This window comes from Streptomyces beigongshangae, from assembly GCF_019710745.1.
GTDB classification, from domain to species: domain Bacteria; phylum Actinomycetota; class Actinomycetes; order Streptomycetales; family Streptomycetaceae; genus Streptomyces; species Streptomyces beigongshangae.
In genome coordinates this window covers 83,701-109,470 of sequence record NZ_JAHKJW010000011.1, presented here as the reverse complement: position 1 = coordinate 109,470, position 25,770 = coordinate 83,701, and the positions used below count along the sequence as shown (strand labels likewise).

Below are 25,770 nucleotides of genomic sequence, written 5' to 3'. Positions count from 1 at the left end.
TACGGCTGCGGCGAGGGTCTCCCGCCGTCATCCGCGCGGCGGGCCCTTCGCCGCACGGCCGAGACGTACCGCGACGCCCGGCGAGTACAGCACGCTCACCGGCTCTTCCGCCGGGGCCGGCAGACCGGCCGACCGGACGAGGTTCTCCTCGCACTCGACCAGCGTCGCGCGGTGCAGCGGCCAGCGCGGATGGTCGTTCGGCAGGAAACCGGCACCGCCGGAGACCGGGTTGTGCATCCCCCACCGGGCGGTCAGGAAGTGTTCGAGGCCGGTCGGCTCCGCCATGCGCTCCCCCGGCCGGACGACGAGACGGCTGTACGCGCCGCGGGGGCCCGGCAGGCGCCGTACGCTGCGGTAACCCACCGTGTCGCCGCCGGTCCGTACGGACATGCGGGACCAGACGTACGGCAGGCGGAAACCCAGGCGTCCCATCAGCACCGGTACGAGCCGGGAGGCGTCCATGGAGCGGAAGACGACCCCGCGCCGCCCGTACCCGTCCACGGAGTACAGCCGCACGTTGGTCTCGGGGAACGAACCGAAGTAGGGCACGCCCGGCATCCGCCACCAGCCCACCCGGTGCATCCGGAAGGCGACCAGGCCGACGAAGGTGGCGCCGTCCAGCGTGTCGGGCACGGTGCCCGCCGGCAGCAGTCCCGCCACGTCCGCCGGGTCCACGGCCCAGTGCACGAAGGTGAGGTCCAGCCACTCCTGGGTGAGCAGCGGACGGTGGAGTACCGCCGGGGCGTCGGGCGTGATCGGCTCCGGCGCGGACGAGGTGATCGACACGGGCGCCAGCATCGCAGGAGCGGGCCCCGGGCGGGGCGGGATCCCGTGCCGTGTGACGCGTCAGACGTCGGTGGGCAGACCGCTCACCTCGGCGATGCCGCGCAGTTCCTCGTCCTGCCGGTGGCGTTCGCCGATGAAGTCGGCGATCTCCCGGCACCGGACGGGATCGGCCGCGGTACCCGAGTCCGTCACGACCCGGACGGATCCGCCCTCCGCCGTCTCGATCTCGACGATCTGGTTGTCCATGCGCCCCGTGACGGCGGCCGCCACGACGAGGGACGCCTCGTCGCGGATCTCCTGCGGGACACCCGCGCCCTCCGCCCCCTCCGCGCCCTCCAGATGCAGCTCGATCGGTCCCGCCCGTTGCTCCTGCATGGCTTCGAGCACGGGCTCGACCATGCGGAGCAGCAGCGCGTAGTCCGACGGGGTCATACGGACGCGCAGCAGGTCGAGGTAGAGGTCGACGGGCCGGCCTTCGGGCGGGAACTCGGATTCGGTCATGGGACTCGACTTCCCCGATGCGGGCGATGTGATCGCATCTGCGTCCACAAGGGTGGATCCGGGCACCCGCCGTCACCCGGCACCACCCGATCGGCACCGCCCGATCGCCGTCGGCCGCGCCGGTCCCCGGTCCCCGGTCCCGCCGGTGCCGCGCCTACGCGCCGCGACGGATCCGGGCGGCCTTGCGGGCCTCCGCCGTCCGGCGGGCCTCGGCCGTCCGCCGGGACTCGCCGCCGGTCCGGCCCGGGCGGGTGCCCAGGCCCCGGAACGGGGCGCCGCCGCGCTGCGGGCGTTCCGCGGCCGGGGCGCTTCCGGCGACGGGGACGCCGGAGGGCGCCTGCGCGCCGGTGATACGGCTCAGCTCGGCCTCGCCGGAGCGGACCTGGGTGACCTGCGGCCGGATGCGGGCGTCGGACATCAGCCGGGTCATGTCGCGGCGCTGGTTCGGCATGACCAGCGTGACGACGCTGCCCGACTCGCCCGCCCGGGCCGTACGCCCCCCGCGGTGCAGGTAGTCCTTGTGGTCGCCGGGCGGGTCGACGTTGACGACGAGGTCGAGGTCGTCGACGTGGATGCCACGGGCCGCGACGTTGGTGGCCACCAGCACCGTGACCGCGCCGCTCCTGAACTGCGCCAGGGTGCGGTTGCGCTGCGGCTGCGACTTGCCGCCGTGCAGGGCGGCGGCGCGCACACCGCTGCCGAGGAGGTGCCTGGTGAACTGGTCGACGGAGTGCTTGGTGTCGAGGAACATCAGCACGCGTCCGTCGCGGGCGGCGATCTCCGTGGCGGTGGCGTACTTGTCGGCGCCGTGCACGTACAGCACGTGGTGCTCCATCGTGGTGACGGCGCCGGCCGACGGGTCCACCGAGTGGACCACCGGGTCGTGGAGGTAGCGGCGGACCAGGAGGTCGATGTTGCGGTCCAGCGTCGCCGAGAACAGCATGCGCTGGCCGCCGGGTTCGACCAGGTCGAGCAGCGCGGTGACCTGGGGCATGAAGCCCATGTCGGCCATCTGGTCCGCCTCGTCCAGGACCGTGATGCCGACCCGGTCCAGACGGCAGTCCCCGCGCTCGACGAGGTCCATGAGGCGCCCGGGGGTCGCGACGACGACCTCGGCGCCGGTCCGCAGCGCACCGGCCTGCCGGCCGATCGACATCCCGCCGACCACGGTGGCCGGCCGCAGCTTCAGCGACCGCGCGTACGGCGTGAGCGCGTCGGTGACCTGCTGGGCCAGTTCGCGCGTGGGGACGAGGACCAGGGCCAGCGGCTTCTTCGGTTCGGCACGCCGTCCGGCGGTGCGGGCGAGGAGGGCGAGACCGAAGGCGAGGGTCTTGCCCGAACCGGTGCGGCCGCGCCCCAGCACGTCGCGGCCCGCGAGCGAGTTCGGCAGCGTGGCGGCCTGGATCGGGAACGGCTCCCGCACGTCGAGGCCGGTGAGGGTCTCCAGCAGGGGCGCGGGCAGATCCAGTTCCTCGAAGGCCGTCACCGCGGGGAGGGCGGGGGTGTGCGTGGCCGGCGGGGCGAATTCCCCCTGCACCGCCGAGGGGCGCCGTCCGTTTGCGCCCGAACGGGTGACGGGCCTGCCCTGGCCCTGCGGGCGGGGCCGGCCGCCGCGGCCGGAACCGGTGGAACCGCCCTGGCGATTGTCCTTATAGCGATCGTTCGTGCGAGCCGATCGGTTCATGGAGAACCTTCCTCGATGTGGCACGTATCGAGGAATTCCCGGCGGACAGCAGCCGAATGAATTGCAAGAACGAGCCGGATGTGAGTCGAAATACATTCGACCGGGCCGACGCGGCGCCCTGGAGGGGGCGGCACCGGCGGGCCGGGGTCGGTTCCCCGGAGCCCTGGGGAAAGCAGCAGGCTGGGGCCCCACCGAGTGGGACCCCAGCCGCCTTGTGCGCTACAGCGTCAGGCAGGAGTGATGTTCTCCGCCTGCGGGCCCTTCTGGCCCTGCGTGACGTCGAAGGTCACCTTCTGGCCCTCCTGGAGCTCACGGAAGCCCTGGGCGGCGATGTTCGAGTAGTGGGCGAAGACGTCCGGTCCGCCGCCGTCCTGCTCGATGAAGCCGAAGCCCTTTTCCGAGTTGAACCACTTCACGGTTCCAGTAGCCATGTCATATCCCTTTCGGGGCAGTACCCGGGGGCCCGCACTGTGTGGACCCCTGTGTCGCCGCAATTGACCCCGTCCGGAATGAAATGCCGGAAATACAAAAGTGCCCGACGAATACGAATTCGCCTGCGGCACTTGAAGTGTTCGGGAACTACAACTGCAACTGGATCAAGACTAGCACGCAGGGCCCGTCCGGCAACGGCACGGCCGCACCGCGGGTGCGGGACTATGGAAAATGACGATGCGTCAGGTTACCCTCCGCGCATGATTTCCACGGTGGTCTGGGGAACCGGGAACGTGGGCCGCGCGGCGATCCGCGCGGTCGAGGCGCATCCGATGCTCGACCTCGCGTCCGTGCTGGTCCACAGCCCCGGGAAGGCGGGCCGCGACGCGGGCGACCTCTGCGGTCTGGGCCGGGGGCTGGGTGTCGCGGCGACCGACGACGTCGACGCCGTGCTGACCGCCGGCCCCCGTGCCGTCGTGTACGCGGCGTCGGGCGACCTCCGGCCCGACGAGGCACTGGCCGACGTCGTCAGGGCGATCCGGAACGGTGCCGTGGTCGTCACCCCGTCGCTGTACCCGCTCTACGACCGGCACGACGCCCCGCCCGGGTTCCGTGAGCCCGTGCTCGCCGCCGTCGCGCACGGCGGCGGCTCGCTGTTCGTCTCCGGGGTCGATCCGGGCTGGGCCAACGACGTGCTGCCGCTGCTGATGAGCGGTCTCGGCACGGTCGTCGACGGCATCCGCTGCCAGGAGATCTTCGACTACTCCACGTACGGGCAGGAGGAGTCGGTGCGCTCCCTGGTGGGGATGGGGCAGCCGATGGATTACGAGCCGCCGATGCTCGCCCCGTCGGTACCGACGATGGTGTGGGGCGGGCAGCTACGGCTGATGGCCCGGGCGCTCGGCGTCGGGCTGGACGAGATCCGCGAGACCCTGCGGCGCCGCGCGCTGGACACCACCGTGAGCACCCGGACGATGGGGGTGTTCGAGGCGGGCACCCAGGGGGCGGTGCGCTTCGAGGTGCAGGGCTTCGTCGACGGCGAGCCCCGCATCGTCATCGAGCACATCACCCGGATCCACCCGTCCTGCGCACCGGACTGGCCGATGCCGCCGGACGGCGACGGGGCGCACCGCGTGATCGTCGAGGGCCGCCCGCGCATCGAGATCACCGTGGCGGCGACCGACGAGGACGGGAACCGGTCCGCGGGCGGGAACGCCACGGCGGTCGGCCGGCTGGTCGGCGCCGTCGACTGGCTGGTGGACGCGGAGCCCGGCCTGTACGACGCGCTCGACGTCCCGCTGCGGCCGGCGGCCGGACGGCTCGGCAGGAAGTGACACCGTCCCGGGGGTGACATCGCCTCCGGGACGTCACCGGGCACGGAAGCACCGGGCACGGAAGGAGTTCCGGATGGACGTCGACGTCCCCGACGGCAAGAACCCCATCGAGTACGTGTGGGGCGAGATGGTCCCCGGCATCGGACCCGCCGCCGCGGCCCTGTCGCTCGCCGTCTACGCGCACACGACCCTGGGACTGCGCGAGTTCGAGGCCGCGCGCCTTCGGATCGCGCAGATCAACGGCTGCCTCTTCTGCCTCGACTGGCGGACCGAGCGGGACGGGGCCGAGGTCGAGGAGGGGTTCGCGGAGGCGGTCGCCCAGTGGCGCAGGACCGGCGCCTTCGACGAGCGCACCCGGCTGGCCGCCGAGTACGCGGAGCGGTACGCCCTCGACCACCACGGCCTCGACGAGGAGTTCTGGGAGCGGATGACCGCGCACTACAGCCAGCGCGAGGTCGTGGAGCTGACCATGTGCCTGGGCTCGTGGCTGGCGTTCGGGCGGCTGAACCGTGTGCTGGGACTGGACGCCCGGTGCGTCCTTCCGGGGCACTGAGCGGGTCCGGTTCCGGGACCGGGACCGTCCGGTCCGGGCGGCCCCGGCTGCGTACCCTTCCCTTCCTTCCCTTCCTTCCCTTCCGCCGCGGGGCTACAGGTCCGCGGCGATGATCGCCTCGATGTTGCGTTCGGCGAGCGCCGTGATGGTGACGAACGGGTTGACGGTGGTGTTGCCCGGGATGAGTGCGCCGTCGATGACGTACAGCCCCGGATACCCGTGCAGGCGGCCGTGGTTGTCCGTCGCCCTGTTCAGCACCGCGCCGCCCAGGGGGTGGTACGTGAGATGGTCGCCCCAGATCTTGTAGGTGCCGAAGAGGTCGGTCCGGTAGATCGTCCCCTCCTTGGCGTTGATCTCGTCGAAGATCGTCCTGGCCATGTCGACGGACGGCTGCTTCCAGGCGGTCTGCCAGTCGAGGTCGACCTTCCCCGCGGCGGCGTTCCACGAGAACCGGGCGCGGTGGGGATTCCTGGTGATCGACAGGTAGAACGAGGCGTAGGTCTCGATACCGGTGGGCAGGGGGGCCACCTCGGCGAACGCGCCGCCCGCGGCCCAGTTGTCGATGCCGCAGCACGGGATGGCCGACTGCAGGGCGCCGGTGGGGTCCCACAGGTGGTTGGCGCGGCCGCACATCACATTGCCGTTGTCACCCCAGCCCCTGCCCACCTCGGCGTTGAGACCCGGCAGCGCACCGGTGGCCTTCAGCCGGACCAGGAGCTTGCTCGTACCGACGCTGCCGGCCGCGAAGAACACCCGGTCGGCGGTGACGGTCTTGGTGGCCGTGGTGGCGCCGGTGGTGTCGAGCTGGTCGATGACGACCGTGTAGCGGGAGCCGGCCGCCGGGGTGACCGAAGTGACCTTGTGCAGGGCCGAGACGACGACCCGTCCGGTGGCCTTCGCCCGGGCGAGGTAGGTCTTCTGCAGGGATTTCTTGCCGTGGTTGTTGCCGTAGAGGATCTCGCCCGCCAGCGCGGACCTCGGCACGGTCCCGGCGGCCTCCTGCTCCATGTAGTCCCAGTCGTACACATCGGGTACGAAGACGAACGGGAATCCCGACCGCTGGGCGTGCTTACGGCCGACCCGCGCGTACTGGTAGCAGTCGGCGGTCTCGAACCAGTCCGGGTCGACCGTGCCGACGCCGAGGCCCTGGTTGGCGCGGGGGTAGTAGACGGAGTACATCTCGTCGGGCGCGACCGACGGCAGGACGGCGCCGAAGTTCTCCCGCCTGGGGGTGACCGCCATGCCGCCGTTGACCAGCGAGCCGCCGCCGACGCCGCGGCCCTGGTAGACGATGATGCCGCCCATCTCCTCGGCGTCCAGGATGCCGGTGTGGCGCGGGACGTCCCGGTCGATGGGGAAGCCGAGGAAGTTGCTGAGCGGCTGCTTCGTCCGGGTCCGCAGCCAGTAGGAACGGTAGTCGGGGCTCGTCGTGTTGGCGAAGATCCTGCCGTCCGGCCCGGGGGTGTCCCACGCCATGCCCATCTCGGCCATGTGCACGTCGACGCCCGCCTGGGCCAGGCGCAGGGCGGCCACGGAACCGCCGTACCCGGTGCCGATCACGAGGGCGGGGACATGTGCCCCCGGCTCGATCACGGCGGCCGCGGCCTCGGGGGCGGTGGCCTCGGGGGCGGTGGCGGCGAGGGCCGGGGGCGCCTGACCGGCCAGCGCGGCCGAGCCGAGAACAGAACCGGTTCCAGCGATGAATCTTCTACGGGACACACCTCCAGGGCGGGCCCCACGTGGGGAATCGTCATACATGCGTGGCTCCTCACTCTCCGTAGAGTGAAACGGGTTCTAGTAGGAGACCCGTGAGAAGTCACGCCATACCTTGAGGTAACTTTCAAACGATCACATAGTGGACATCACGTACCCGCGGTGCTCAGTCGCCCAGCAGCCGGTGGGCGGTCAGCGCGAGACTGAACTCCACCATGTCCGCCGGGCGGGCGAGCGAGCGCCCGGTCAGCTGTTCGCACCTCTTGAGCCGGTTCAGGACGGTGTTGCGGTGGCAGTACAGGCGGACGCTCGCCCGCTGCGCCGAGCCGTCGCACTCCAGCCACGCCGCCAGTGTGTCCAGCAGGATGTCGCGGTCGGACGGTTCGAGGCGCAGCAGCGGCCCGAGGACCTCCCGGGCCAGCGCGCCGCCCAGTTCGGGACAGGACAGGACGAGGGCCGCGGGCAACCGCTCGGTCAGCCGTACGGTGCCTCCGTCGTCCGCGCACATGCCCAGAGCCATGTCCGCCAGCCTGCGGGCGTCACCCACCGCGGCGAGCCCCGCCACGACGGGTCCGACACCGATCCGCGCACCCGCGGGGGCGGCCGGCGTCACCGCGGGGCCGGACGGGTCCCCGTCGTCGACCAGGACGATTCCGTGGTCGACGTCCACCCCCTTGTGCCAGTGCACGCGCGTGCCGGCCGGCAGGACCGCCGCGGGCGGCCCGGCGCGGCCGGCCTGGCGCCCGCCCGCGACGGCGACCACCGCGTACCGGCCCTGTTCCGGCAGGCCCAGGACCTCGGCCGTCTCGGCGACGTCGGCGATCCGGCTCGTCCCGTCGAGCAGGGCCGCGGTCAGCAGACGCACCCGGTGCTCCTGGCGCCACGCGTGCTGCCGTTCGACCTTGCGGTAGACGTCCGCCACCAGGGTGCAGTGCTCGTCGACGAAGTTCCACACGTCGGCCGCCACATGGACGAGCAGACGGACGTCCTCGGGGGCGGTCCGGGAGGTCTCCTCGACCAGCGCCTGCCAGATCAGGGAGCCGCCGAGCCGGAAGGCGTGCAGGAGCGCGTCCAGCGGCAGCCCCTCCTCGGCGCGCGCGGCGCCGATCCGCCACGAGCAGCGCAGTGCCGCCTCCCGGGCGCCGCGCGGGTCGAGCAGGGAGCCGACGCTGTGCCGCAGCGACCGGTGCGCCTCCTGCCACGTCCCCACGGGGTCGCTCTCCAGGGTGCTCCGGTAGGCGGGTTCGCGTTCCCGCAGCGCCGCCACGAGCCGGTCGGTCAGCTCGGGAAGGCTGTTCAGCAGCACCCGGGCCGACCGGTGCAGGACGCGCAGGGCGTCGGCGTCGATCAGCGAACGGGCCTTCGGGGCACGCGACAGCGCTCGGGACGACGGCCCGCGGCCGAGCCCGGATCGGGACCGTACTGCCTGATGCATCGCGTTCTCCCGGGGCGTCGGCTCCGTGGCGGTGCGCGCACCGCGGTCCCCGCGCGGCCGTCCGCCGGCCGTGGATCCCGCGCTGATCCGCACCTGTCCCGTCCTGCCCCGTAGAATGACATACCGTCCAGTCGGTCCCTAGGGTTCTGCGGCGTTCTTTTCCACCGGCCCGACCCTTCCCCCGCATGACGCTCCGTCAGGGGCGGGTGGGGCATCCCGCCGTGCCGCGGCAGGCCCGCGTGCTTCGCTGGTCGAGGGGCAACCGGGAACCACGGCGGGAGGAGATGTCATGTATCTGGCACGTGGGAGCGGCGGGGACGCCGACGGCTGGTTCTGGGCCCTGGGAGCCCTCGCCCTGTACGCGCTGATCAGTTACGGGCTGGCGTACCGGGCCCGTACCCGGCGCGGGTCGAGGCACCCGGCCCACGACGCCCTGCACGACCTCAAGGACCGCGAGGAGCCGCAGGCGCCCGGACAGCGCCTCGTGAGCCGCGTGATCATGCTGGTCGGTGGCGGCGCGACCGTCCTGGTCGCCCTGGCCACGTCGGGCGCGCTGCGGGCGGCGGCGGTCGCGGGCACCGCTGCCGTGGCGGTCACGCTGTGGGCGTACTACGACCACCGCACCGAGACACCGGCGGGCCGGCGGTGACGACTTGACGGTCCGGGGCGCGTACGCCCCCGGGGCTGACCCCCGTGGGCCCCGGGGGCCGGAGGGCCGGAGGGCCGGAGCCGGGAGGTCCCCGCGGGTTCAGGGGCCGGAGCCGGGGTCCGGTTCGACCGCCTCGGTGATGCCGGCCCGGGCTGCCTCCAACTGGGCGGCGAACGCCACGCCGAGGAAGAGCGCGACACCGGTGAGGTTGGCCCACAGGAGCAGGGCGACGAACGCGGTCAGCGGGCCGTAGACGGCGCCGAACGACCCGCTCTCGGCGACGTAGAGCGCCAGCAGCCAGGTGGCCGCGACCCAGAGCACCAGGTGGACGGCCGAACCGAAGGCGAGCCAGGTGTAGCCCGGCTGGACCCTGCGCGGGGCCCAGCGGAAGATCACCGCGGAGGCGACCCACGCCAGTGCCACGCCCAGCGGCACCTGCAGCGGCCGCCACCGGTCCAGGCCGTCCCCGGACCAGCCGAGGGCCTGGACCACCGAGTCCCCCACCGCGTCACCGGCGACGAGGACGAGGAACCCCAGCACCATGGGCATGCCCGCGGCGAGGGCGAGGAACAGGGAGCGGGCGTACTTGCTCAGGAACGGGCGGTCGCGCTCGATGCCGTAGATACGGTTGGCGCCCCTCTCGATCTGGCTCATCGCCGAGGCCAGGTTGAGTACGGCGAAGCCCAGGCCGAACCACATCGCCAGGGCGCCCCAGACGCCGGAGCCGGCACTGCGCGCCGTCTTGCCCAGGGCGTCCTCGACCAGATCGGCGCTGGCGCCGGGCACGATCCGGGCGAGGGTGAGCTCGATGATCCGTCCGAGGCTCTCCGTGTGGACGGTCGTGGCCACCCCCACCAGCGCGATGGTGAAGGGGACCATGCCCACGACCACCTGGAAGGCCAGGGAGCGGGCGTTGGTGAAACCGTCGGCGTAGCGGAAGCGGGTGAACGCGTCCACCAGCAGACGACGGCCACCGTAGTGCCGCAGCGCGGTGAGCGCCTCGTCACCGGAGAGTTCCTCCCCGATCATGTCCCGTGTCTGCGGGACGTGCACGGCGGTACCCATCGCGTATGTCTCCTCGTGTCGTTCGTCCGGCCTCCCGGCCGCGCACCGCCGGCCGACTCCCCTTGCCGTCTTGTTCCCGTCTTGCCGGTGGTGGGGAAATCAGCCGTCGCGGGCGGGAGATGATCGCACATGCGTCCGGTCGCGTGCGGGCCGGGCCGGACGGGCCCGGCCGGCTTCCGGTGCGTCCCGTCATCATGGGGCATCATGGGGCCGGGCCCGGCCGGATCACGGGTACGACCCGGCGCTCGCGGACCGGCAGGCCGGACGACTCCCCGGCTCGGCGCGACCGGTACGCCGGACGGCCGGTGCAGCGCGACCGGCACGGGCGCGACAGGGCTCAGGCGGCGTGGCGGCGGACGGCGTCGAGCAGGCCGTCGATGTCCTGCGGCGTCGTCGCGAAGGAGGCGACGAAGCGGACGACACCGGGCTCCCAGCGGTCGTGGTAGAAGACGTACCCCTCCGCCAGCAGGGCTTCGGTGACGTGGTGCGGCAGCCTGCAGAAGAGGATGTTGGCCTCCGCGGTACCGAGGAGGCCGACCCCGGGTATGGCCTTGAGACCGTCCTGGAGGCGGGCGGCCATGGCGTTGGCGTGGGTCGCGTTGCGCAGCCAGAGGCCGTCGGTCAGGTAGGCGTCGAGCTGGGCGGCGTGGAAGCGCGTCTTGGAGGCGAGCTGGCCGGCCCTCTTGGCGCGGAAGGAGAGTTCGGCGGTGAGGGAACGGTCGAAGACGACGATCGCCTCGGCGGTCATCGTGCCGTTCTTGGTGGCGCCGAACGACAGCAGGTCGACACCGGCCCGCCAGGTCAGCTCGGCGGGGGCCGTCCCGAGGGCGGCGACGGCTCCCGCGAACCGGGCTCCGTCCATGTGGAGCCGCAGGCCCGCCTCCTCGGTCACGGCGCCGAGGGCGCGGACCTCCTCGACGGAGTAGACGGCGCCGGTCTCGGTGGCCTGGGTGAGACTCACCACAGAGGGCTCCACACTGTGCACGTCACCGGCCTTGTGCCGTACGGCCGCACGGAGCTCGTCCGCGTCGATCTTGGCGTCGTCACCGCCGAGCCCCACCAGCTTCGCCCCCGCGGTGTAGAACTCGGGGGCCCCGCACTCGTCGTTGTTGATGTGGCTGTCCCGGTGGCACAGCACACTGCCCCAGGGCGGGGTCAGGGCGGCCAGGCTCAGGGCGTTGGCGGCGGACCCCGTGGAGACGACCAGGAGGTCGACGTCACGTTCGAAGATCTCGGACAGCCGGCGGCGGACACCGGCCGTCACGTCGTCCGACCCGTACGGCGGGGCCTGTCCCGCGGCGGCCCGGACGACCGCCTCGACGATCTCCGGGGAGGCACCGGCCGCGTTGTCACTGCTGAACGTACGGGCGGTGGGGGTGGTGCTGTTGCTCATGCCGGGGGGTCCTGACTTCACGTTGACGGTCGGGCGGTCGGGCGGTCGGGCGAAGGGTCGGACGGTCGAGCCGTCCGGGGCGGGGACGGCGGTCACGGCGGGCCGGCGTCGGTCGCCGTCCGCGCCGGGTCGGCGGCCAGGATCAGCTGCCGCAGCGCGCCGTAATAGACCTCGTGGTCGGTCAGGGCGGGCAGGATCGCCGCCATGTTGCCGGTCAGCACCGGGTGGTCCTCCGGGTCGAGCGAGGCCAGGGCGGTACGGGCGAGCGCCCGGGTGCCCCTGGGATCGCGGTGGTCCACGAAGCTCGCGCTGCCGAGGGTGAGCAGGTAGATCCGCCGGTAGGCGGTGATCGCCTCCTCGGGGGTCATCCCGGCCGCCAGGCTGTCGGCGAGCTGCGGCTCGACGAGGCGGGCCAGCAGATTCGGGCCGAGCCAGGGACGGGCGCCCCGGAGCGTGAGCAGCCCCGGGTGGGCGGACAGCAGGCGGTACAGAGCCGTGAACCGCGCCTCGGTGGCCGTGGACCAGTCGGTGCCGGGCCCGATGTCGGGCAGCCGGGCGGCCAGGTGGTCGGTGCACAGGTCCAGCAGTCCGGCGAGGTCGGTGCAGCGGCGCTGGAGGGAGGCGAGGGAGATACCGAGCCGGGCGGCCAGCGCGCGGAAGGTCAGCGCTTCGGGGCCCGCCTCGTCGACGAGGCGGAGGGCGGTCCTGGCGATGCGGTCGGGGGTCGCGCGGTCCAGGGACGGGGAGTGCCGGGGCATGCGTGTCATCGTACGATACGTTGTATCGCCGGGTCGTCAGGGGAACAGGGCGTCCAGGTCGGGCTCCCCGTCACCGAAGAGTCCGTCGCGCTCGCCGAGCGAGGCCAGCTTCTCCAGGGAGGCCCTGTCGACCTCCGCCGGCCAGGCGGGCAGCGCGAGCTCCTCCAGCACGTCACCACTGATCTCCGTGTACGTGGCGAGGGTGCGGCGTGCCTCGTCGGGATGGTCCGAGGCGTAACGCAGCGACTCGGCCATGGCCTCGGCGAACTTCTCCACCAGGCCGGGCTCCCGCTCCGCCAGCCGGGTCGAGGTGAAGTACGTCGCCACCGTGAGCTCCGGGTCCGTCTCGGCGAACGGTGAGGCCACGACACGGGCACCCCGCGCCTTGGCGATCGTCATCGAGGGCTCGCCCATCCACGCGGCGTCCACCCGCCCGTCGTCCAGGGCGGCGGGCATCCGGTCGAACGGTATCTCCACGAACTCGACCTCCGACGGGTCCCCGCCGGCCGCACGCACCGACTCGCGCACCGTCGTGTCCCCGATGTTCCGCAGGGCGTTCACCGCCACCGTGCGCCCGGCGAGGTCCCCGGCCGACTTGACCGGGCTGTCCTTCCTGACGCCCACACCGGTGACGTCGCCCCCGACCCTGCCGTTCGAGGCCGCGCCGTTCACCACGGACTTGACCGGGACTCCTTTGACCTGCGCGATCATCAGCGACGTGGTGTTGCTGAAACCGAACTGGAACTGACCGCTGACCACACCGGGGATGATCGCCGCACCGCCCTGGGCACTCACCGTCTCCAGCTCGATGCCCCGGCTGCCGAAGAAACCCTTCTTCTGTCCCAGGTAGAGCGGGGCCACGTCGACGATCGGAATGACGCCGACCTTGACCCGTGTCGTCCCGTCCCCGCCCGAGGGCGGCGAACCGCCGTCCCCCGGGTCCGACGAACCGCATCCGGCCGTCGCGACGATCACGGCCAGTACGGCCGCACATCCCGGAACGCGCCTCTGCATGGGCTCCTCCTGACGGAAAGCACGGGTGCCCGGGGCGCCGGCTCGGCGTGACGCGATACGACACGGCAGGTCGGTTCCACGGGGCGGTTCCGGGGTTCGACCGATGGTGTGCATTCTCGTGACGGCAGGAATCTACCGACCCGGCTTCACGCTGTCAGCACTCCGGACGCGGGAGGCCGACTGCCGGCCGCTCGCGCGCGGCCGGCGCGGGGCATCCGCGATCACGGCGGGACGGACCGTACGACCGGACGGACCGTACGACCGGACAGCCCGTGCGGCAGAACGGCCGGTGCGGCAGGACAGCTGCGCCGAAGATCATTGTTTTGCCCCCCTGCATTACCCGTCACAATCCGACACCCTTTTTCCTGTCCTCCGCGGATTGATCCGGCCGTTCGGGGGAAGTCCGCCGCATTCTCGAAAAGCCGTGTTTGGACCGGCTCTCTCAGGTCAGCCGTAACAGTAGATCGCACGGACGAGCTTCAAGTGAGGATGTGATCCGCAGTGGCTGAGAACGAGAAGGCCAAGGCCAAGACCGAGCAGACCAAGGGCAAGGTCAAGGAGACCGTCGGCAAGACTGTCGGAAACGAGCGTCTGACCGCCGAAGGCAAGGCTGACCAGTCCAAGGGCGATGCGCGCCAGGCCAAGGAAAAGGCCAAGGACACATTCCGGCATTGAGGATCACCTAATGCGCAGGGCCCGTCGCACGCTCTTGCGGCGGGCCCGCTTCTTTTAAGGCGAAGGAGCGAGAACATGCTCGTGGAGCACCGGACGCCTCCCGTCGGGACGGCCCCCACGCCGTCTCGGCTCACCCGGTCCCGGCCGTGCACTCCGGCCGAGGTGCGCGAGGAGGTGCGGAACGCCCTCGCGGAGGCGCGCCGATCCCGACGGCACAACGCCCTGGGCGGCGACGAGATCATCGGCGACGCCCTGCTCGTCGCCTCGGAACTCACCACCAACGCGATGCTGCACGGCGGCGGGGTCACCGGGTTCGAGGTGACCTTCGACGACGAGGACGTACGCCTGTCGGTGTACGACCGCAGCCAGGAATTCCCCGCACCGAAACAACACACCGGCGAACGGGGCTTCATGCGCCCCGGCGGCCATGGCTGGCCCATCGTCTGCCGCCTCGCCCGCGACATCACGATCTCGGAACTGCGGACCGGAGGAAAGCGCATCACGGCCGTGGTGCCGTTCACCCGTCGCTGAGGGCCGCCGCGGATCGGTCCTGGTCTTCCGGCTTCGGCTCCCGGCACACTCCGGTCGGTCCTGCGCCCGGCCGGTTCTCCGCCTTCTCCACCGTCTCCGTCTCGTCCGCGCGCCCGCCCGCGCCCGCACCCCCGCCCGGTCGTGCCACCGGCGCACACGCCGAACCGGGCGCACCCGCGGGTGCGCCCGGTCACCGGACCTACGACCGCATCGCCCAAGGCGTACGACCGCACTGCTGCGGGCCGGCCCCGTCGGACCCGGGCGGCCGGCCCCGGGGATCAGCTCTTGACGATGCTGCGGATGTTGTCGATCGAGCCGCAGCCGGACTTCAGCTGGTGCGCCCGCTCCTCCAGGAAGGCCGCGCCGAGTTCCTCGCGGCGCTCCATGGCGACGTTCTCCCGCGCTCCGTTGAGGATGGTGCGCTCCTCCTCGTCGGCGTGGTGCGTGATCGCCTCCACGAGCTCCTCCAGCTTCTCGTCCCATTCGTCGGAGCCGACCTCGTCGACCTCCAGGAGGGCGAGCAGCGCCTTGTTGCCCTCCTCGTGCTCCTCCTCGCCGTGCTCGACCTCCTCGTTGTCGATGTCCCTGTACCGCTTGAGCGCGGGGTAGACCTTGGACTCCTCCGCGAGTGCGTGGGCTGTCAGGAGGTCGGCGAACTCTTTCAGCGCGGCCTGCCGGTCGGCCTCGACACTGCGCATCTGCCGGAAGAGTTCCTCCATCCTCCGGTGGTCATCAAGGATGAGTTCGACGACATCTCGTGTCTCGGGCATGGTGCGGCGTGCCTTCCTCGGTGGGGGTTCGGTACTCGCACCCGACTACCCCCGTAATCGCGGAGGAAAAGAGCCCGTGCGGAACGCCGGAGAAGGCGCGGCCGCGCACGGCGTGACGAGACGTCACGCCGTGAGGGCCCGCCGCGGCAGACCCGCGGAGGAAGGCCGGGATGCACCCGCCGGGGAGGGCCGGGATGCACCCGCCGAGGAAGCCGGGACCCGCGCGACAGGACGCACCGGGTACGTGGTCTTCGCCGGATCTGTCACCGGGTCCCCCAGTACGATCCGGCCCGCCGCGTGCAGCGCGTCGCACTCGTCCGTGGGCAGCGCCACGTAGCAGCCGCCGAATCCGGAACCGGTCCCGGCGGTCTGCCAGTAGCCGTATCTGCGGCGGCCGTTGGCGTGGACGGTCAGGCAGACGGGGACGCGCTGCACCGTGATGAGACGCAGGACCTCGGCACCGGTGGGGCCGAGCGGCACGGACTTGCGCGGAAGAGCTCGCAGCATGATCAGCGCTCTCCGTTCGAAGCTCGCGGCACGGCACGGCGGCGGGGAGTGGGCGTCATGTGCGGGCGGCCTTTCGACGGACGGGTTCGATCGCGTGTCACCGGGAGCGAGGGCGTTCTCACTGCACGGCATTCTTCCGGAGGGCACTGACAACGCGGCCGGAGCCGCTGCGGGCCCTTCCCCGGAATCGCCTTCACCGGCGGTGGGACGGTGTCGGGGCGTGATGGGCGCGGCCCTCCAGCTCGCCCCGGACGAAGGGGTCGTCGGCGCTGTCGTACGCCCCGGCGTGGCCGGAGAGCGCCTCGGTGATGCGCTCCCACTCCTCGATCTCCGCCTGCGCGATCAGTGTGTCCCGGCCGGTGAGCGCCTCGTCGCCGGCCGCCGCCCTGCGGGCGTCCTCCAGCGCTTCCTTCGCCTCGTGGTGGCACATTCCCGTGGCCGAGCGCCGTACCCGCGCCCAGGCGTCACGTTCGTCCCCGGACGGCTCCGCCGCCCCGTCATACGTCTCGTCGTACGTGTCGTCGTACGTCTCGTCGAGACCGGACGCTCGGTCCTCCTCCAGGCTCACTGCTCCACCTCGCTCGGGTACGGCGCCGAATGCTTCCTTCAGCAATTCCGCCTGCCCACGTCGCGAGGGCCGACACCTGTCGGCACTGACGAACCGTTATGTCATTCCGCCGGGAGGAGCCGCGGACGGTGAGGTCCGCGAACGCTCCACTCGACGAACATCGCCCGGTGCGCTCCCGCGGTCACGCGCTGGAGCTGCGGCGGGTACGGCGGCGCAGGGCACGCCGTTCGTTCTCGCTCCTGCCGCCCCACACGCCGATGCTCTGGCCCGTGTCGAGCGCCCAGTCCAGGCACTCCTGCTGCACGGGACAGCGTCGGCAGACGCTCTTCGCGTCCTCGATCTGCGCGAGCGCCGGGCCCGTGTTGCCGATCGGGAAGAAGAGGTCGGGGTCGACCGTGCGGCATTCCGCGTTCTCGCGCCAGCCCTCCATGGGGGCCTCCTTCGGTCTCAGGGGTGTCGTTCACGGGATTGGGTCTCCCCCCGGGTCACCCATGACCGCACAGGTGAAACAAGAAGTCTCGTGGGACAACGCCACTCGAACGGTCCGCGCCGCCGCCGAGCACGGACGGGCCGGGGCCGGCCGGCCGCGAAGAACCGCGCTCCGGCACGGCGCGGGAACCCGGGTGGCAAGATGGGCCGTCACGGGGTGACATCCGGAACGCTTCACCAAAAGAGCAGGTGATACATGTCGCAGCAGCCGGGCGAGGTCTGGGAGCAGTTCGCGATCGCCGTGGCGGGGATGGCGCGGGACCTACTGGCGCAGGACTCCGCCCAGGACACCCTGGACCGTGTCGTGGAACACGCGAAAGTTTTGATCAACGGGTGCGACGAAGCGGGCATTCTCACCGTGCGTCACGGTGAGGTGCACGCCCTGTCCGCGACGAGCGACCTGGTGCGCCGCGCGGACAGGGTGCAGCAGGAACTGCGGGAGGGCCCGTGTTTCGACGCGGTGACCGATCGTCAGCAGATCTACGGCATCCAGGACATGCGGCAGCCGAACGAGCGGTGGCCCCGTTTCACCCCCGCGCTGAGGAAGCTCGGCATGGGAAGCATGATGGGCCTGCTCCTCTTCACCGAGGACGACAACCTCGGCGCCCTGAACCTGTACTCGCGCATCCCGGGCACCTTCGACAGGGCCGCCCAGCAGGCCGGCTGGATCCTCGCCTCGCACGCGGCCGTGGCCTTCTCGGCGGCCCGTACGCATCAGCAGCTCGGCCACGCCCTGGAGACCCGGCACGAGATCGGCGAGGCCATGGGCATCCTCATGGGGCGCTACGGCCTGAGCGAGGACACGGCGTTCAAGGTGCTCAAGAAGACCTCGCAGGACCGCAACGTCAAGCTGCGCGAGATCGCCCGCCAGATCTGCCGCACGGGCGAGAAGCCCGGCTGACCGGCCGGGCGGCGGGGCGGCGGGGCCGGGGACGGCCCCGCAGGGGCGGCTCTACAGGAAGCGGCGGATGGGGATGACCGCCACCTCCCGGGCCCGCTGGACGACCGAGCGCCGCTTCCAGCGGCCTTCCTCTATCAGGATGCTGTCCGCGACGTCCTCGTCGAAGTGGCCGTCGAGCGTGGCCGTGAACTCCTCGTCGAGCACGGCGAGCATGATCTCCTCGTCGTGGTCCAGCGAGCGGCGGTTGAAGTTGGTCGAACCGACCAGCGCGGCGACCCGGTCCACGGTGATGACCTTGGCGTGCATCATCGTGGGCTGGTACTGGTAGATCTTCACGCCGCAGGCGGTGAGGTCCTCGTAGTAGTTCTGGCCGGCGAGCTGGCAGACCCGTTTGTCCGTGTGCGGACCCGGCAGCAGGATCTCCACCTCCACCCCCCGGCGGGCCGCCGCGCACAGCAGCTCGACGAAGAACGCGTCCGGCGAGAAGTAGGCGGTGGCCAGCCGGAAGCGCTCCTCGGCCGACTCCAGCATCACCCGCAGCAGGGTCTGCATGTCCTGCCAGCCGAAGCTGGCCGAGCCGCGCACCACCTGCACCACGGCCCCGCCCTGCGGTTCGTGTGCGACGAACCGGTCGCGGGTGTCGAAGAGGTCGTCGTGGCACTCGGCCCAGTTCTGCGCGAACGCGGCGGCGACGCCGTCCACGGCGGGCCCGCGGACCTCGACGTGGGTGTCCCGCCACTCGTGTTCGTTGCGCGCGTCGCCGCACCACTCCTCCGCGATCCCCACCCCGCCGGTGAAGGCCCGCCGCTCGTCGACGACGAGAACCTTGCGGTGGCAGCGGTGGTTCTGCTTGAGCGGCGAGAGCGCGAGCGGCCTGCGGAACCACGCCACCTGCACCCCGGCCTGCTCCATGGCCCGCAGCAGGTTCTTCTCGATCAGCCTGCTGCCGAAGCCGTCCAGCAGCAGTCGCACCCGCACGCCGGCGCGGGCGCGCTCGGCGAGCGCCTCCGCGAACTCCACGGCGATGTCGCCCTTCCAGTAGACGAAGGTCATCATGTCCACCGTGTGCTCCGCGGACCGGATGGCCGCGAGCATCGCGGCGAAGATCTGGTCGCCGTTGCGCAGCGGCGTGAGGGAGTTTCCCTCGGTCGCCGCGATGCCTATGAGTCTCTCCAGCCGTCGGCGTATCCGCTCCGCGCGTTCCGCGTACACCGGCGAGGCATGGGTCCCGGACGTGCGGGACGTCGTCTCCGGCTGTTCCTGCGTACTGGTCATGGCATCACCCGGCCGGCACAGAAAAGGGGACAGGAAGGCGCACGCTGCCCGGTCCGGCACGGGCGCGGCCAGCAGACTGTACTCCGGCTTCCCGGGCATCCGAAGCGGAGGGAGACGAACGTGACAGCTGTGATCGATCGGACCGCGCGCACATGCATGCGGGCGGGCCGGGCAGGAGAGACGTACTTCGTTCTCCATGGTAAGGCGGTACCCGTGATCTCCTCCGTGAACGCCGGCGAAGCGACGGCTTCCGGCGCGGACCGAAAGGACGAGCAAGGCCGTGAGTGAAGAGCAGGACCCGCTCCGTGAGGCCGCAGCGCCGATCCTGAGCGAATCCGTGCCGGATCTGCAGTTGCAGATGCTGGTACGGCTGGTCGGCCAGGACCCGCAGGCCGCCCTTCCCATCACCCTGGTCATCGGGGGCGGTCTCCTCTACGGCGACCTGATCTCGCACAAGGCGTGGAAGACCGACTGGGCGCACAGTCTGCGCGGCGTCGACGGAGCCGGCGCCCAGCTGCTGGAACGCTTCCCCGAGCAGGTGGACCAGGCGGTCGCCGAGAAGCAGGGCCGTCCGGCCCCGCAGCGCCTGCCCCAGTGGATCCATCTGCGCGACGCCACCAGTGTGGCCGGGCCGGGCGGGCCCGTCGTCATGCCCCTGTGGCGGGGGCGGCTCGCGGACATCTCCGGATGGTCCTTGGGCAAACCCGACAGCTCCCTGGGGGCGAGCGGGGACGACCACCGCTGACCCGCCGCGGGGACTCGCCGCCGGCTCCCGGCAGCGGGACCCGCCACGGGGTCCCGCTGCCGGGAGCCGCAGTCAGGACCTCGCCACCCGGCCGGAGGCCGTGCGCCCGGAGCCCGTACCGGCGGAGGTGCGCAGTGCGCCGACCGTCTTCAGCAGGCGGTCGGCGGGCTCCCTCAGCCGGGGATGGGCCAGGACCGTGTTCCGCAGCCCCCGTACCGGTCTGCGCCACATCCGGTGCGCCGTGGCCACCGGATGGGGGCGGCTCGCGAAGCCCTCCCCCACACGCAGTTCCCGGGTCTTGAGCCAGTCCTTGTACTCCTTGTCACCACGTCCCAGGTCCATGAGCCGCACCCCCTCACGGCCCGCGGCGTGCGCCATCCGGAGGTGCATGATCAACCCGGGTGAGTAGTAGCGCAGTTCGGGGTCGTACGCGGTGAACCAGGCCGCGAGGACCGTACGCGACCTCGGTCCGAAGTGGGCGGCCACCGGCCGGTCCCCGGCGTAGACCACCGAGAGCACGCCGGTGAAGTGCTCCTCGCGCACCTGGAACAGGTGGTCCACGACGTTCACGATCCAGGGCCGCGCGAACCGGTCCATCCGTGACGTCCTGCGGTACTGGGCGGACTTCCACTCCATGAGCCTGTGCAGCATCGCGGGGTCGCGCTCGTCGAAGACGAAGCGCATCTCGCCCAGGTTGCGTCCCAGTCGGCGTTCCTTCTTCAGCGTCGTCTTGGCCAGTCCCGGGTACGCGCCCCGCAGCCATTCCGCGTAACTTCCCCCGCCCGGCTCCAGGTCGACCACCGGTGACGCGAACGTTCCCGTGACGAAGCGGCTGAACTGCCGCTGCTCCTGGACCAGGTGGTCGAACTCGAAGACCGACAGCCCGCACGCCCGCAGCAGTTGTCCGGTGTCCCAGGTGACTCCGGGCCGGTGCACGAGGGCCTGGCAGTCGGACAGACCGAGGCCGATGGCCCGCCCCACACCGAACGAGTTGCGCTCGTACGGGAAGAAGCCGACGGCCTCCGCGCCCTCGTGCAGCACCGCCACCCGCGCCCCGCCGCGGTACCGGCCGACACCCGCCGCGAACTCCGGTGAGAGGAAGGGGTTGGCGTAGTCGGGTGACTCGTCCGCCGCGCGGTGCCAGGCCCCGCGCAGCGTGTCACTCAGCGACTGAGGTCTGTGGATGCTGATCTCCACCTCGGATCGACCGTCCTTCCTCGGGCTCCGCGTGCGACGATGCTCAAACCTGGCGAAACAGCACGCAGACTGTCAAGAGCGTCGGTCCCGGCAAAAGAAGACCGAAGCACCGGCAAAACAGGTCGGGGCACCCGCACTGTCACCTTGAAGGTTGAAAACGAGACATCGCTTTGCACAGGAGACATGACTCGGCACGGGAGGTACGGCGTCCCCGGCAAGCGGTCCCGCCTGCGCCTGCGCGGCCCCCGACGCCATGATGCGGACCGCGGATGCACCGGAACGGTTCCGACCTGTCCGGGATCATGGCTGGATGATGCGAGTAGCATCCGGCCCCAGCACCACACGATGACGAGGAAAGACGAGGAAAGGTGACCACCATGTCCGAAGTCGAATCGGCCGCCACGGAGCTCAAGACCCAGTACGCCGCCCAGGTGGCCGGGGACCTCGAACGGAACATCAGGGAGCAGGAACGTATCGGCGCCGAAGTGGCGGCGCTGGAGGAGCAGTTGCGTGCCCTGCGGCACGACCAGACCCTGCTGGCGGAACTGCGGCGGGCACTGGGTGGCGACGGTTCCGCGCAGGCCGGCGCGGACACGGAGAAGGACGAGAAGGACGAGAAGGGCAAGGAGGACACGGCGAAGAGCGCCGCGCCCAAGCCCTCGGTACCGCGCCAGGCTTCGGCCGCGACGACGGCGAAGAAGCGGAAGAAGCCGGCCACCACGAGGGCTGCCGCCACGAAGACGGCCCCTACGAAGACGGCCGCCACGAAGCCGGCGGCGAAGTCCGCGGCCGCCAGGACCGCCACGAAGTCGACCGCGGCCAAGCCGGCCACCACGAAGCCGGCCGCCGAGTCCACTGCTTCGAAGTCCGCCGGTTCTGCCGGTTCTGCCGTTCCCACCGCTTCCGCCATTCCCACCGATTCCGCCGATGCCGGGGCAGCCGCCCCGAAGCCCGCCGCGGCCGGGTCCGCCGCCGCGAAGTCCGCCGCCGTCAAGCCCACCCTGGTCGAGCTCATCCGCGAGCACCTCGGCCGGCAGTCCGAGCCGCGCTCGTCCGCGGAGATCGCCACCGCGCTGGCCGAGGCCCACCCCGAGCGCGAGATCAAGCCCAAGGTCGTACGCACCACGGTGGAGGGACTCGTCGCCAAGGGACAGGTCCAGCGCACCAAGCAGGGGTCGTCCGTCTTCTACACCACGTCCGGGAGCACCACCGCTCCCACCGGCGCCGCGGCGGACGCGGCCACCGAGCAGGCACCGGAAACCGTCTGACCGCCACCGGACGGCCGACGGGGCCCGGTGTCCCCGTCGGCCGGTGCTGCCGGGTCAGGCGGTGGCGCAGGTGGTGTCGTTGAGCGTGAACGTGCCCGGGGCGGTGTTGGCCGCGCCCTTGGTGGCGGTGAAGCCGACGGTGACCGAACCGCTCACGGGGATGGCGGCGGTGTACGAGGCCGCGGCGACGCTCACCGTGGCACCGCTCTGGGTCGGTGTCCCGCCCCACATGTTGGACACGGTCTGACCGTTGGCGAAGGCGAAGACCAGCCGCCAGCCGCTGATGGCGGCGGTGCCCGTGTTACGGATGGTGATCTCGCCCTGGAAGCCCCCGGACCACTCGTTGACGACGCGGTAGCCGACGGAGCAGCCCGCGCCGGGGGTGCCGCCGTCGTCGTCCGTGGTGACGTTCACCGCGGCCGAGCGGGTCGAGCGGTTGCCGGCCGCGTCACGTGCGTAGACGGCGAAGGTGTACGCGGTGTCCGCGGTGAGGCCGGTCACGGTGGCCGTGGTGGCGGTGGACGCGGCCACCACGGTCTCGGAGCCGCCGCCGACCCGGACCACGTCGTAGCCGGTGACACCGACGTTGTCGGTCGCGGCGGCCCAGGTGAGGGTCACGGACGTGGCGGCCACGGCGGAGGCCCTGGGGGTGCCCGGCGCGGTCGGGGCCTGGGTGTCGCCCGGGTTCCCCCCGCCGTAGACGGTGGCCTCCCGTGAGGTCTGGGCGATGCCGTTGGCGCCGTTGAAGATGCGCTGGCCCCAGGAACTGAGCCGGCTGGGGTCGAAGCCGATCGCCAGGTCGAGGACCGGGTCGGTGTTGCCGCTCCAGGACCAGGCCAGGTAGCCGAGCCGCAGTTGCTGCGCCGCGGCCATCATGGTGTCCTCGTCCGGGTCGCCCCACTGGTCGGCCGGACCCCCGAACTCACCGATGACGATGGGGAGTCCGGCGTTCACGAAGGCGTTCAGGTAGTCCGTGATCTCCTGCGCGGTGTCGTAGACGCTGTACATGTGGATCGAGAAGATCAGGTTGCCGGTGGTGTCGGCGTCGTACACGGTCCGGGCGTTGGCGCGCATGACACCCTGCCAGTCCTGGCCCCAGTTCGGCGCGTCCACCATGATGGTGTGCTCGAACCCGGCGCCGCGCAGCTTCTTGACGGCGGCGACCGTGGGATCGGTCCAGCCCGCGGGGTCGGTGTTGCCCCAGGGCTCGTTGCCGATGTTGATGATGACGTAGTCCTCTTCGCCGGTGAGGACGCTCCTGAGGCCGATCCAGTAGTCGGCCGCGTGGTCGAGCGTGCCGGCCGCGGCCTCCTCTCCGTAGCCGGTGGTGTCGTGCACCTCCAGTACGCAGATGAGGCGGTTGGCCTTGCACTGGGCCACGACGGCGGCCACGTCCGCGGGGCTGTTCTCGGTCCAGCGGTGACCGTCGGACAGGACGACCCGGACGGTGTTGGCGCCGAGCGCCTTGATGTCGGCCAGCGACTGCGTCTCACCCGGGTACCAGGTGTGGGCGTGGTTGACGCCCCGCATGACGAAGTCGTTGCCGTTGCCTTCCACGAGACGGCCGTCGTCGATGTGGAGGCCGGTCGCCAGCGCCCCGGGCGACTGGGCGTGGGCGGCAGCCGGGACGAGGGCGCCGAGGACGACGAGCCCCAGGAAGGCGGCCAACCCAGCCAGCAGGGCGCCGACAGGACCAAGGGGGCCGCCGGCGGGGGTCTTTCGTGTCGTGCTTCTTGTTCTGCTCACTGCGACTCCAGGGAGTGAGTGCCAAGAAACGTGAGTTTCGGGAAAGTGGGAGCGCTCCCATACAGTCACTCTTGCCAGGGGCACGTCAAGGCATCACACACGCCTCGCCCCGTGTTCCGCCAGTTCGACGGGGTTGTTCGACGATTGACCTCCACAGGCCACCCCGCGGGGGAACCGGTCCGCGCTCCGCGCCCCCTCCTGCGCCCTCCTCCCGTGCCGCCCCTTGCACCTTCGAGGGCTCCCGCCCGACCCGTCCTCGTCCCCGGCACCGCGGTCCGCGGACGAGACGGTCGCCCCGACCGCGCGGCACTCGGCTCCCCGGTACCGGCTGACGGCCGACGGCTGACGGCCGTTCCGGGGGTCGAGGGCCGGGGGCCGGGGGGCCGGGGCCCTACGAGGCGTCCCCGCGGAGCCCGGCCGTCGACCTGCCGAGGTAGGTGAGCGGACCGGGGTCCGGCACGGGGACCACATGGAAACCGAGGCGGTCGTAGAACGCCCGCGCCGCGGTGTTGGCACTGACCATGCCCAGATGGACCGCCGGGACACCGCGGTCGTCCAGGGCGGTCAGGAGCGTTGCCATCAACTGCCGTCCGAAGCCCCGCCGCTGGTAGTCCGGCAGGAGGTCGATATGCAAGTGGGCGGGGTACGCCGCCAGTTCGGGCAGGATCATCCGCTCGGGGGCGTGCAGGAGGTGAATCATCTCCTCGCTGGGGGTGCGGGGTGCCCCGGTGGGTTCGGGGTAGCGCCCGGCGACCCGCGGTATCCAGGTCTCGCGGAAGTTCTTCACGAACTGTTCCGTGTCCGCCGTGCCGACCACATAGCCGACCGCTTCACCGGATCCGTCGTCCAGCACGAAGGCCAGGTCCGGTTCCAGGTGGCAGTAGGGTGCGGCGAAGAGGGTGGGCATCAGCTCCTCGTCGGGGTAGAGCTGACGCGAGTCGCCGCCGAGGTCCGCGGTCAGCACGCAGACGGCGGCGACCGCGGCACGGTCGGCCGGTCGGTAGGGGCGGATTCTCGGCTGCGGACGCATGACAAGCATCCTGACGCGTATGGGAGCGCTCCCACAAGCCGGGGGCGGCACTTTTCCGTTCTTCTCGTGTGCCGTCCGCCGAGGCGCGAACACGGAGCGGTGGACCGCCCGTTGACTCGCGCTGCTCTTTATCATGCTTTCACCAGGAAGGACGTGTTTTCCACGTGATCGCCATGCGCGTTTCACCGCATGGTTAAACTCCGGTGCCTTGTACGTATTCCGGAGGGGGATTCTTTCCATGCGCAAGCGCCCAGTCATAGCCATGGCCGTCACATGCGTCACCGTCGGCGCGCTGGCGGCCGTCGCCGCACCGGCTCAGGCCGCCGAGTACCAGTCGGCGCTGAAGATCCGCGGCGTGCAGTACGACGCACCCGGCCGCGATTCCAACAGCTGCGCCACCGGCAACACCGACGAGGAGTACCTGACGATCAAGAACTACTCGTCCTCGGCGACCGTCAACCTCAAGAACTACCTGGTGAAGGACGCCACCGGCAACAGCTTCCGCTTCACGGCGAACCACTATCTCCAGCCGGGCGACTACGTGAAACTGCGCGGCGGCCACGGCAACGACTCCGACAGCCGGAACGTCGTCCACCGCGACAACTGCAACTTCCTGTGGAACAACCCCGGCGACACGATCTACCTCTACAAGCCCTCCCGCAGCCGTTCCGACGTGCACGCCTACACGAAGAACGGCTCCGACTCCGACGGCAACGGCTACATCCGCTTCCACAACTGAGCGAAGGGGCGG

27 protein-coding genes are annotated in these 25,770 nt (G+C 71.3%); 9 read left to right on the top strand and 18 right to left on the bottom strand.

Translation table 11 applies throughout. The features are described from left to right. Window positions 1–27: 27 nt before the first annotated feature. The 4 genes from KM933_RS11175 to KM933_RS11160 form a co-directional block, all read right to left on the bottom strand. Window positions 28–798 carry a YqjF family protein gene (locus tag KM933_RS11175; RefSeq protein WP_221350834.1) on the bottom strand — a complete coding sequence of 257 codons (771 nt, stop codon included), beginning with the start codon at window positions 796–798 and terminating at the stop codon, window positions 28–30. 48 nt (window positions 799–846) lie between these two features. Continuing rightward, a complete protein-coding gene (locus tag KM933_RS11170) occupies window positions 847–1,287 on the bottom strand; it encodes a hypothetical protein (protein WP_221350833.1) in 441 nt (146 codons plus the stop codon). A 154-nt stretch (window positions 1,288–1,441) separates the two neighbouring features. Continuing rightward, window positions 1,442–2,971, bottom strand: coding sequence for a DEAD/DEAH box helicase (locus KM933_RS11165; RefSeq protein ID WP_221350831.1), 1,530 nt, complete (start codon window positions 2,969–2,971; stop codon window positions 1,442–1,444). 227 nt (window positions 2,972–3,198) lie between these two features. Further along, window positions 3,199–3,402: a cold-shock protein gene (locus tag KM933_RS11160; protein WP_221350829.1), complete on the bottom strand. Its 204-nt coding sequence runs from the start codon at window positions 3,400–3,402 to the stop codon at window positions 3,199–3,201. A 261-nt stretch (window positions 3,403–3,663) separates the two neighbouring features. Here KM933_RS11160 and KM933_RS11155 point away from each other — a divergent pair, with 261 nt between their 5' ends. Next, window positions 3,664–4,737 carry an NAD(P)H-dependent amine dehydrogenase family protein gene (locus KM933_RS11155; protein ID WP_221350827.1) on the top strand — a complete coding sequence of 358 codons (1,074 nt, stop codon included), beginning with the start codon at window positions 3,664–3,666 and terminating at the stop codon, window positions 4,735–4,737. Window positions 4,738–4,810: 73 nt separating this feature from the next. Next, window positions 4,811–5,290 carry a carboxymuconolactone decarboxylase family protein gene (locus KM933_RS11150; protein WP_221350825.1) on the top strand — a complete coding sequence of 160 codons (480 nt, stop codon included), beginning with the start codon at window positions 4,811–4,813 and terminating at the stop codon, window positions 5,288–5,290. 93 nt (window positions 5,291–5,383) lie between these two features. Here KM933_RS11150 and KM933_RS11145 read toward each other — a convergent pair whose 3' ends face one another. Beyond that, a complete protein-coding gene (locus KM933_RS11145) occupies window positions 5,384–7,048 on the bottom strand; it encodes a GMC oxidoreductase (protein WP_221350823.1) in 1,665 nt (554 codons plus the stop codon). Window positions 7,049–7,169: 121 nt separating this feature from the next. Beyond that, the gene (locus KM933_RS11140) at window positions 7,170–8,438 is read right to left on the bottom strand and encodes a PucR family transcriptional regulator (RefSeq protein ID WP_221350821.1); all 1,269 of its coding nucleotides are present in this window, start codon (window positions 8,436–8,438) and stop codon (window positions 7,170–7,172) included. A gap of 289 nt (window positions 8,439–8,727) precedes the next feature. On the opposite strand from KM933_RS11140, the gene KM933_RS11135 reads away from it, so the two are divergent. Next, the gene (locus tag KM933_RS11135; protein ID WP_221350819.1) at window positions 8,728–9,087 is read left to right on the top strand and encodes a hypothetical protein; all 360 of its coding nucleotides are present in this window, start codon (window positions 8,728–8,730) and stop codon (window positions 9,085–9,087) included. A gap of 99 nt (window positions 9,088–9,186) precedes the next feature. On the opposite strand, the gene KM933_RS11130 is transcribed toward KM933_RS11135, so the two are convergent. The 4 genes from KM933_RS11130 to KM933_RS11115 all read right to left on the bottom strand — a co-directional run bounded on the left by KM933_RS11130 (window position 9,187) and on the right by KM933_RS11115 (window position 13,317). Further along, window positions 9,187–10,152, bottom strand: a complete 966-nt coding sequence (locus KM933_RS11130) for a YihY/virulence factor BrkB family protein (protein ID WP_221350817.1) — start codon at window positions 10,150–10,152, stop codon at window positions 9,187–9,189. A 337-nt stretch (window positions 10,153–10,489) separates the two neighbouring features. Further along, window positions 10,490–11,545: a threonine aldolase family protein gene (locus KM933_RS11125; protein WP_221350815.1), complete on the bottom strand. Its 1,056-nt coding sequence runs from the start codon at window positions 11,543–11,545 to the stop codon at window positions 10,490–10,492. Between the two features lie 92 nt (window positions 11,546–11,637). Then, window positions 11,638–12,303, bottom strand: coding sequence for a TetR/AcrR family transcriptional regulator (locus KM933_RS11120; RefSeq protein WP_221350813.1), 666 nt, complete (start codon window positions 12,301–12,303; stop codon window positions 11,638–11,640). Window positions 12,304–12,339: 36 nt separating this feature from the next. Then, window positions 12,340–13,317: an ABC transporter substrate-binding protein gene (locus KM933_RS11115; protein WP_221350811.1), complete on the bottom strand. Its 978-nt coding sequence runs from the start codon at window positions 13,315–13,317 to the stop codon at window positions 12,340–12,342. A gap of 501 nt (window positions 13,318–13,818) precedes the next feature. Between KM933_RS11115 and KM933_RS11110 the strand changes: the two genes are divergently transcribed. Beyond that, on the top strand, window positions 13,819–13,992 hold the full coding sequence (locus tag KM933_RS11110) for a CsbD family protein (RefSeq protein WP_221350809.1): 174 nt from the start codon (window positions 13,819–13,821) through the stop codon (window positions 13,990–13,992). 75 nt (window positions 13,993–14,067) lie between these two features. After that, window positions 14,068–14,523: an ATP-binding protein gene (locus KM933_RS11105; RefSeq protein ID WP_221350807.1), complete on the top strand. Its 456-nt coding sequence runs from the start codon at window positions 14,068–14,070 to the stop codon at window positions 14,521–14,523. A 278-nt stretch (window positions 14,524–14,801) separates the two neighbouring features. Here KM933_RS11105 and KM933_RS11100 read toward each other — a convergent pair whose 3' ends face one another. From KM933_RS11100 to KM933_RS11085, 4 genes are all read right to left on the bottom strand, one after another. After that, window positions 14,802–15,293, bottom strand: a complete 492-nt coding sequence (locus tag KM933_RS11100; RefSeq protein ID WP_221350805.1) for a hemerythrin domain-containing protein — start codon at window positions 15,291–15,293, stop codon at window positions 14,802–14,804. A gap of 123 nt (window positions 15,294–15,416) precedes the next feature. Further along, window positions 15,417–15,800: a hypothetical protein gene (locus KM933_RS11095; RefSeq protein ID WP_221350803.1), complete on the bottom strand. Its 384-nt coding sequence runs from the start codon at window positions 15,798–15,800 to the stop codon at window positions 15,417–15,419. Between the two features lie 193 nt (window positions 15,801–15,993). Further along, window positions 15,994–16,368 carry a hypothetical protein gene (locus KM933_RS11090; RefSeq protein ID WP_221350801.1) on the bottom strand — a complete coding sequence of 125 codons (375 nt, stop codon included), beginning with the start codon at window positions 16,366–16,368 and terminating at the stop codon, window positions 15,994–15,996. 181 nt (window positions 16,369–16,549) lie between these two features. Then, complete coding sequence (locus tag KM933_RS11085) at window positions 16,550–16,798, bottom strand: WhiB family transcriptional regulator (RefSeq protein ID WP_221350799.1); 249 nt, start codon at window positions 16,796–16,798, stop codon at window positions 16,550–16,552. A gap of 255 nt (window positions 16,799–17,053) precedes the next feature. On the opposite strand from KM933_RS11085, the gene KM933_RS11080 reads away from it, so the two are divergent. Then, the gene (locus KM933_RS11080) at window positions 17,054–17,758 is read left to right on the top strand and encodes a GAF and ANTAR domain-containing protein (protein WP_221350797.1); all 705 of its coding nucleotides are present in this window, start codon (window positions 17,054–17,056) and stop codon (window positions 17,756–17,758) included. Window positions 17,759–17,809: 51 nt separating this feature from the next. On the opposite strand, the gene KM933_RS11075 is transcribed toward KM933_RS11080, so the two are convergent. After that, window positions 17,810–19,033, bottom strand: coding sequence for a phospholipase D-like domain-containing protein (locus KM933_RS11075; RefSeq protein ID WP_221350795.1), 1,224 nt, complete (start codon window positions 19,031–19,033; stop codon window positions 17,810–17,812). Window positions 19,034–19,313: 280 nt separating this feature from the next. Here KM933_RS11075 and KM933_RS11070 point away from each other — a divergent pair, with 280 nt between their 5' ends. Beyond that, window positions 19,314–19,778 (top strand): hypothetical protein, encoded by a 465-nt coding sequence (locus tag KM933_RS11070; RefSeq protein ID WP_221350793.1) that lies wholly within the window; start codon window positions 19,314–19,316, stop codon window positions 19,776–19,778. Between the two features lie 72 nt (window positions 19,779–19,850). On the opposite strand, the gene KM933_RS11065 is transcribed toward KM933_RS11070, so the two are convergent. Continuing rightward, entirely contained in the window at window positions 19,851–20,975 is a 1,125-nt protein-coding gene (locus KM933_RS11065) for a GNAT family N-acetyltransferase (RefSeq protein WP_221350791.1), read from the bottom strand. Window positions 20,976–21,352: 377 nt separating this feature from the next. Here KM933_RS11065 and KM933_RS11060 point away from each other — a divergent pair, with 377 nt between their 5' ends. Further along, window positions 21,353–22,243 carry a hypothetical protein gene (locus KM933_RS11060; RefSeq protein WP_221350789.1) on the top strand — a complete coding sequence of 297 codons (891 nt, stop codon included), beginning with the start codon at window positions 21,353–21,355 and terminating at the stop codon, window positions 22,241–22,243. A 54-nt stretch (window positions 22,244–22,297) separates the two neighbouring features. Here KM933_RS11060 and KM933_RS11055 read toward each other — a convergent pair whose 3' ends face one another. Both KM933_RS11055 and KM933_RS11050 read right to left on the bottom strand, forming a co-directional pair. Continuing rightward, entirely contained in the window at window positions 22,298–23,989 is a 1,692-nt protein-coding gene (locus KM933_RS11055; protein ID WP_430727299.1) for a cellulase family glycosylhydrolase, read from the bottom strand. 391 nt (window positions 23,990–24,380) lie between these two features. Beyond that, window positions 24,381–25,019, bottom strand: a complete 639-nt coding sequence (locus KM933_RS11050; RefSeq protein ID WP_221350787.1) for a GNAT family N-acetyltransferase — start codon at window positions 25,017–25,019, stop codon at window positions 24,381–24,383. A gap of 238 nt (window positions 25,020–25,257) precedes the next feature. Here KM933_RS11050 and KM933_RS11045 point away from each other — a divergent pair, with 238 nt between their 5' ends. Further along, on the top strand, window positions 25,258–25,758 hold the full coding sequence (locus KM933_RS11045; RefSeq protein ID WP_221350785.1) for a lamin tail domain-containing protein: 501 nt from the start codon (window positions 25,258–25,260) through the stop codon (window positions 25,756–25,758). The last annotated feature ends 12 nt before the right edge of the window (window positions 25,759–25,770 follow it).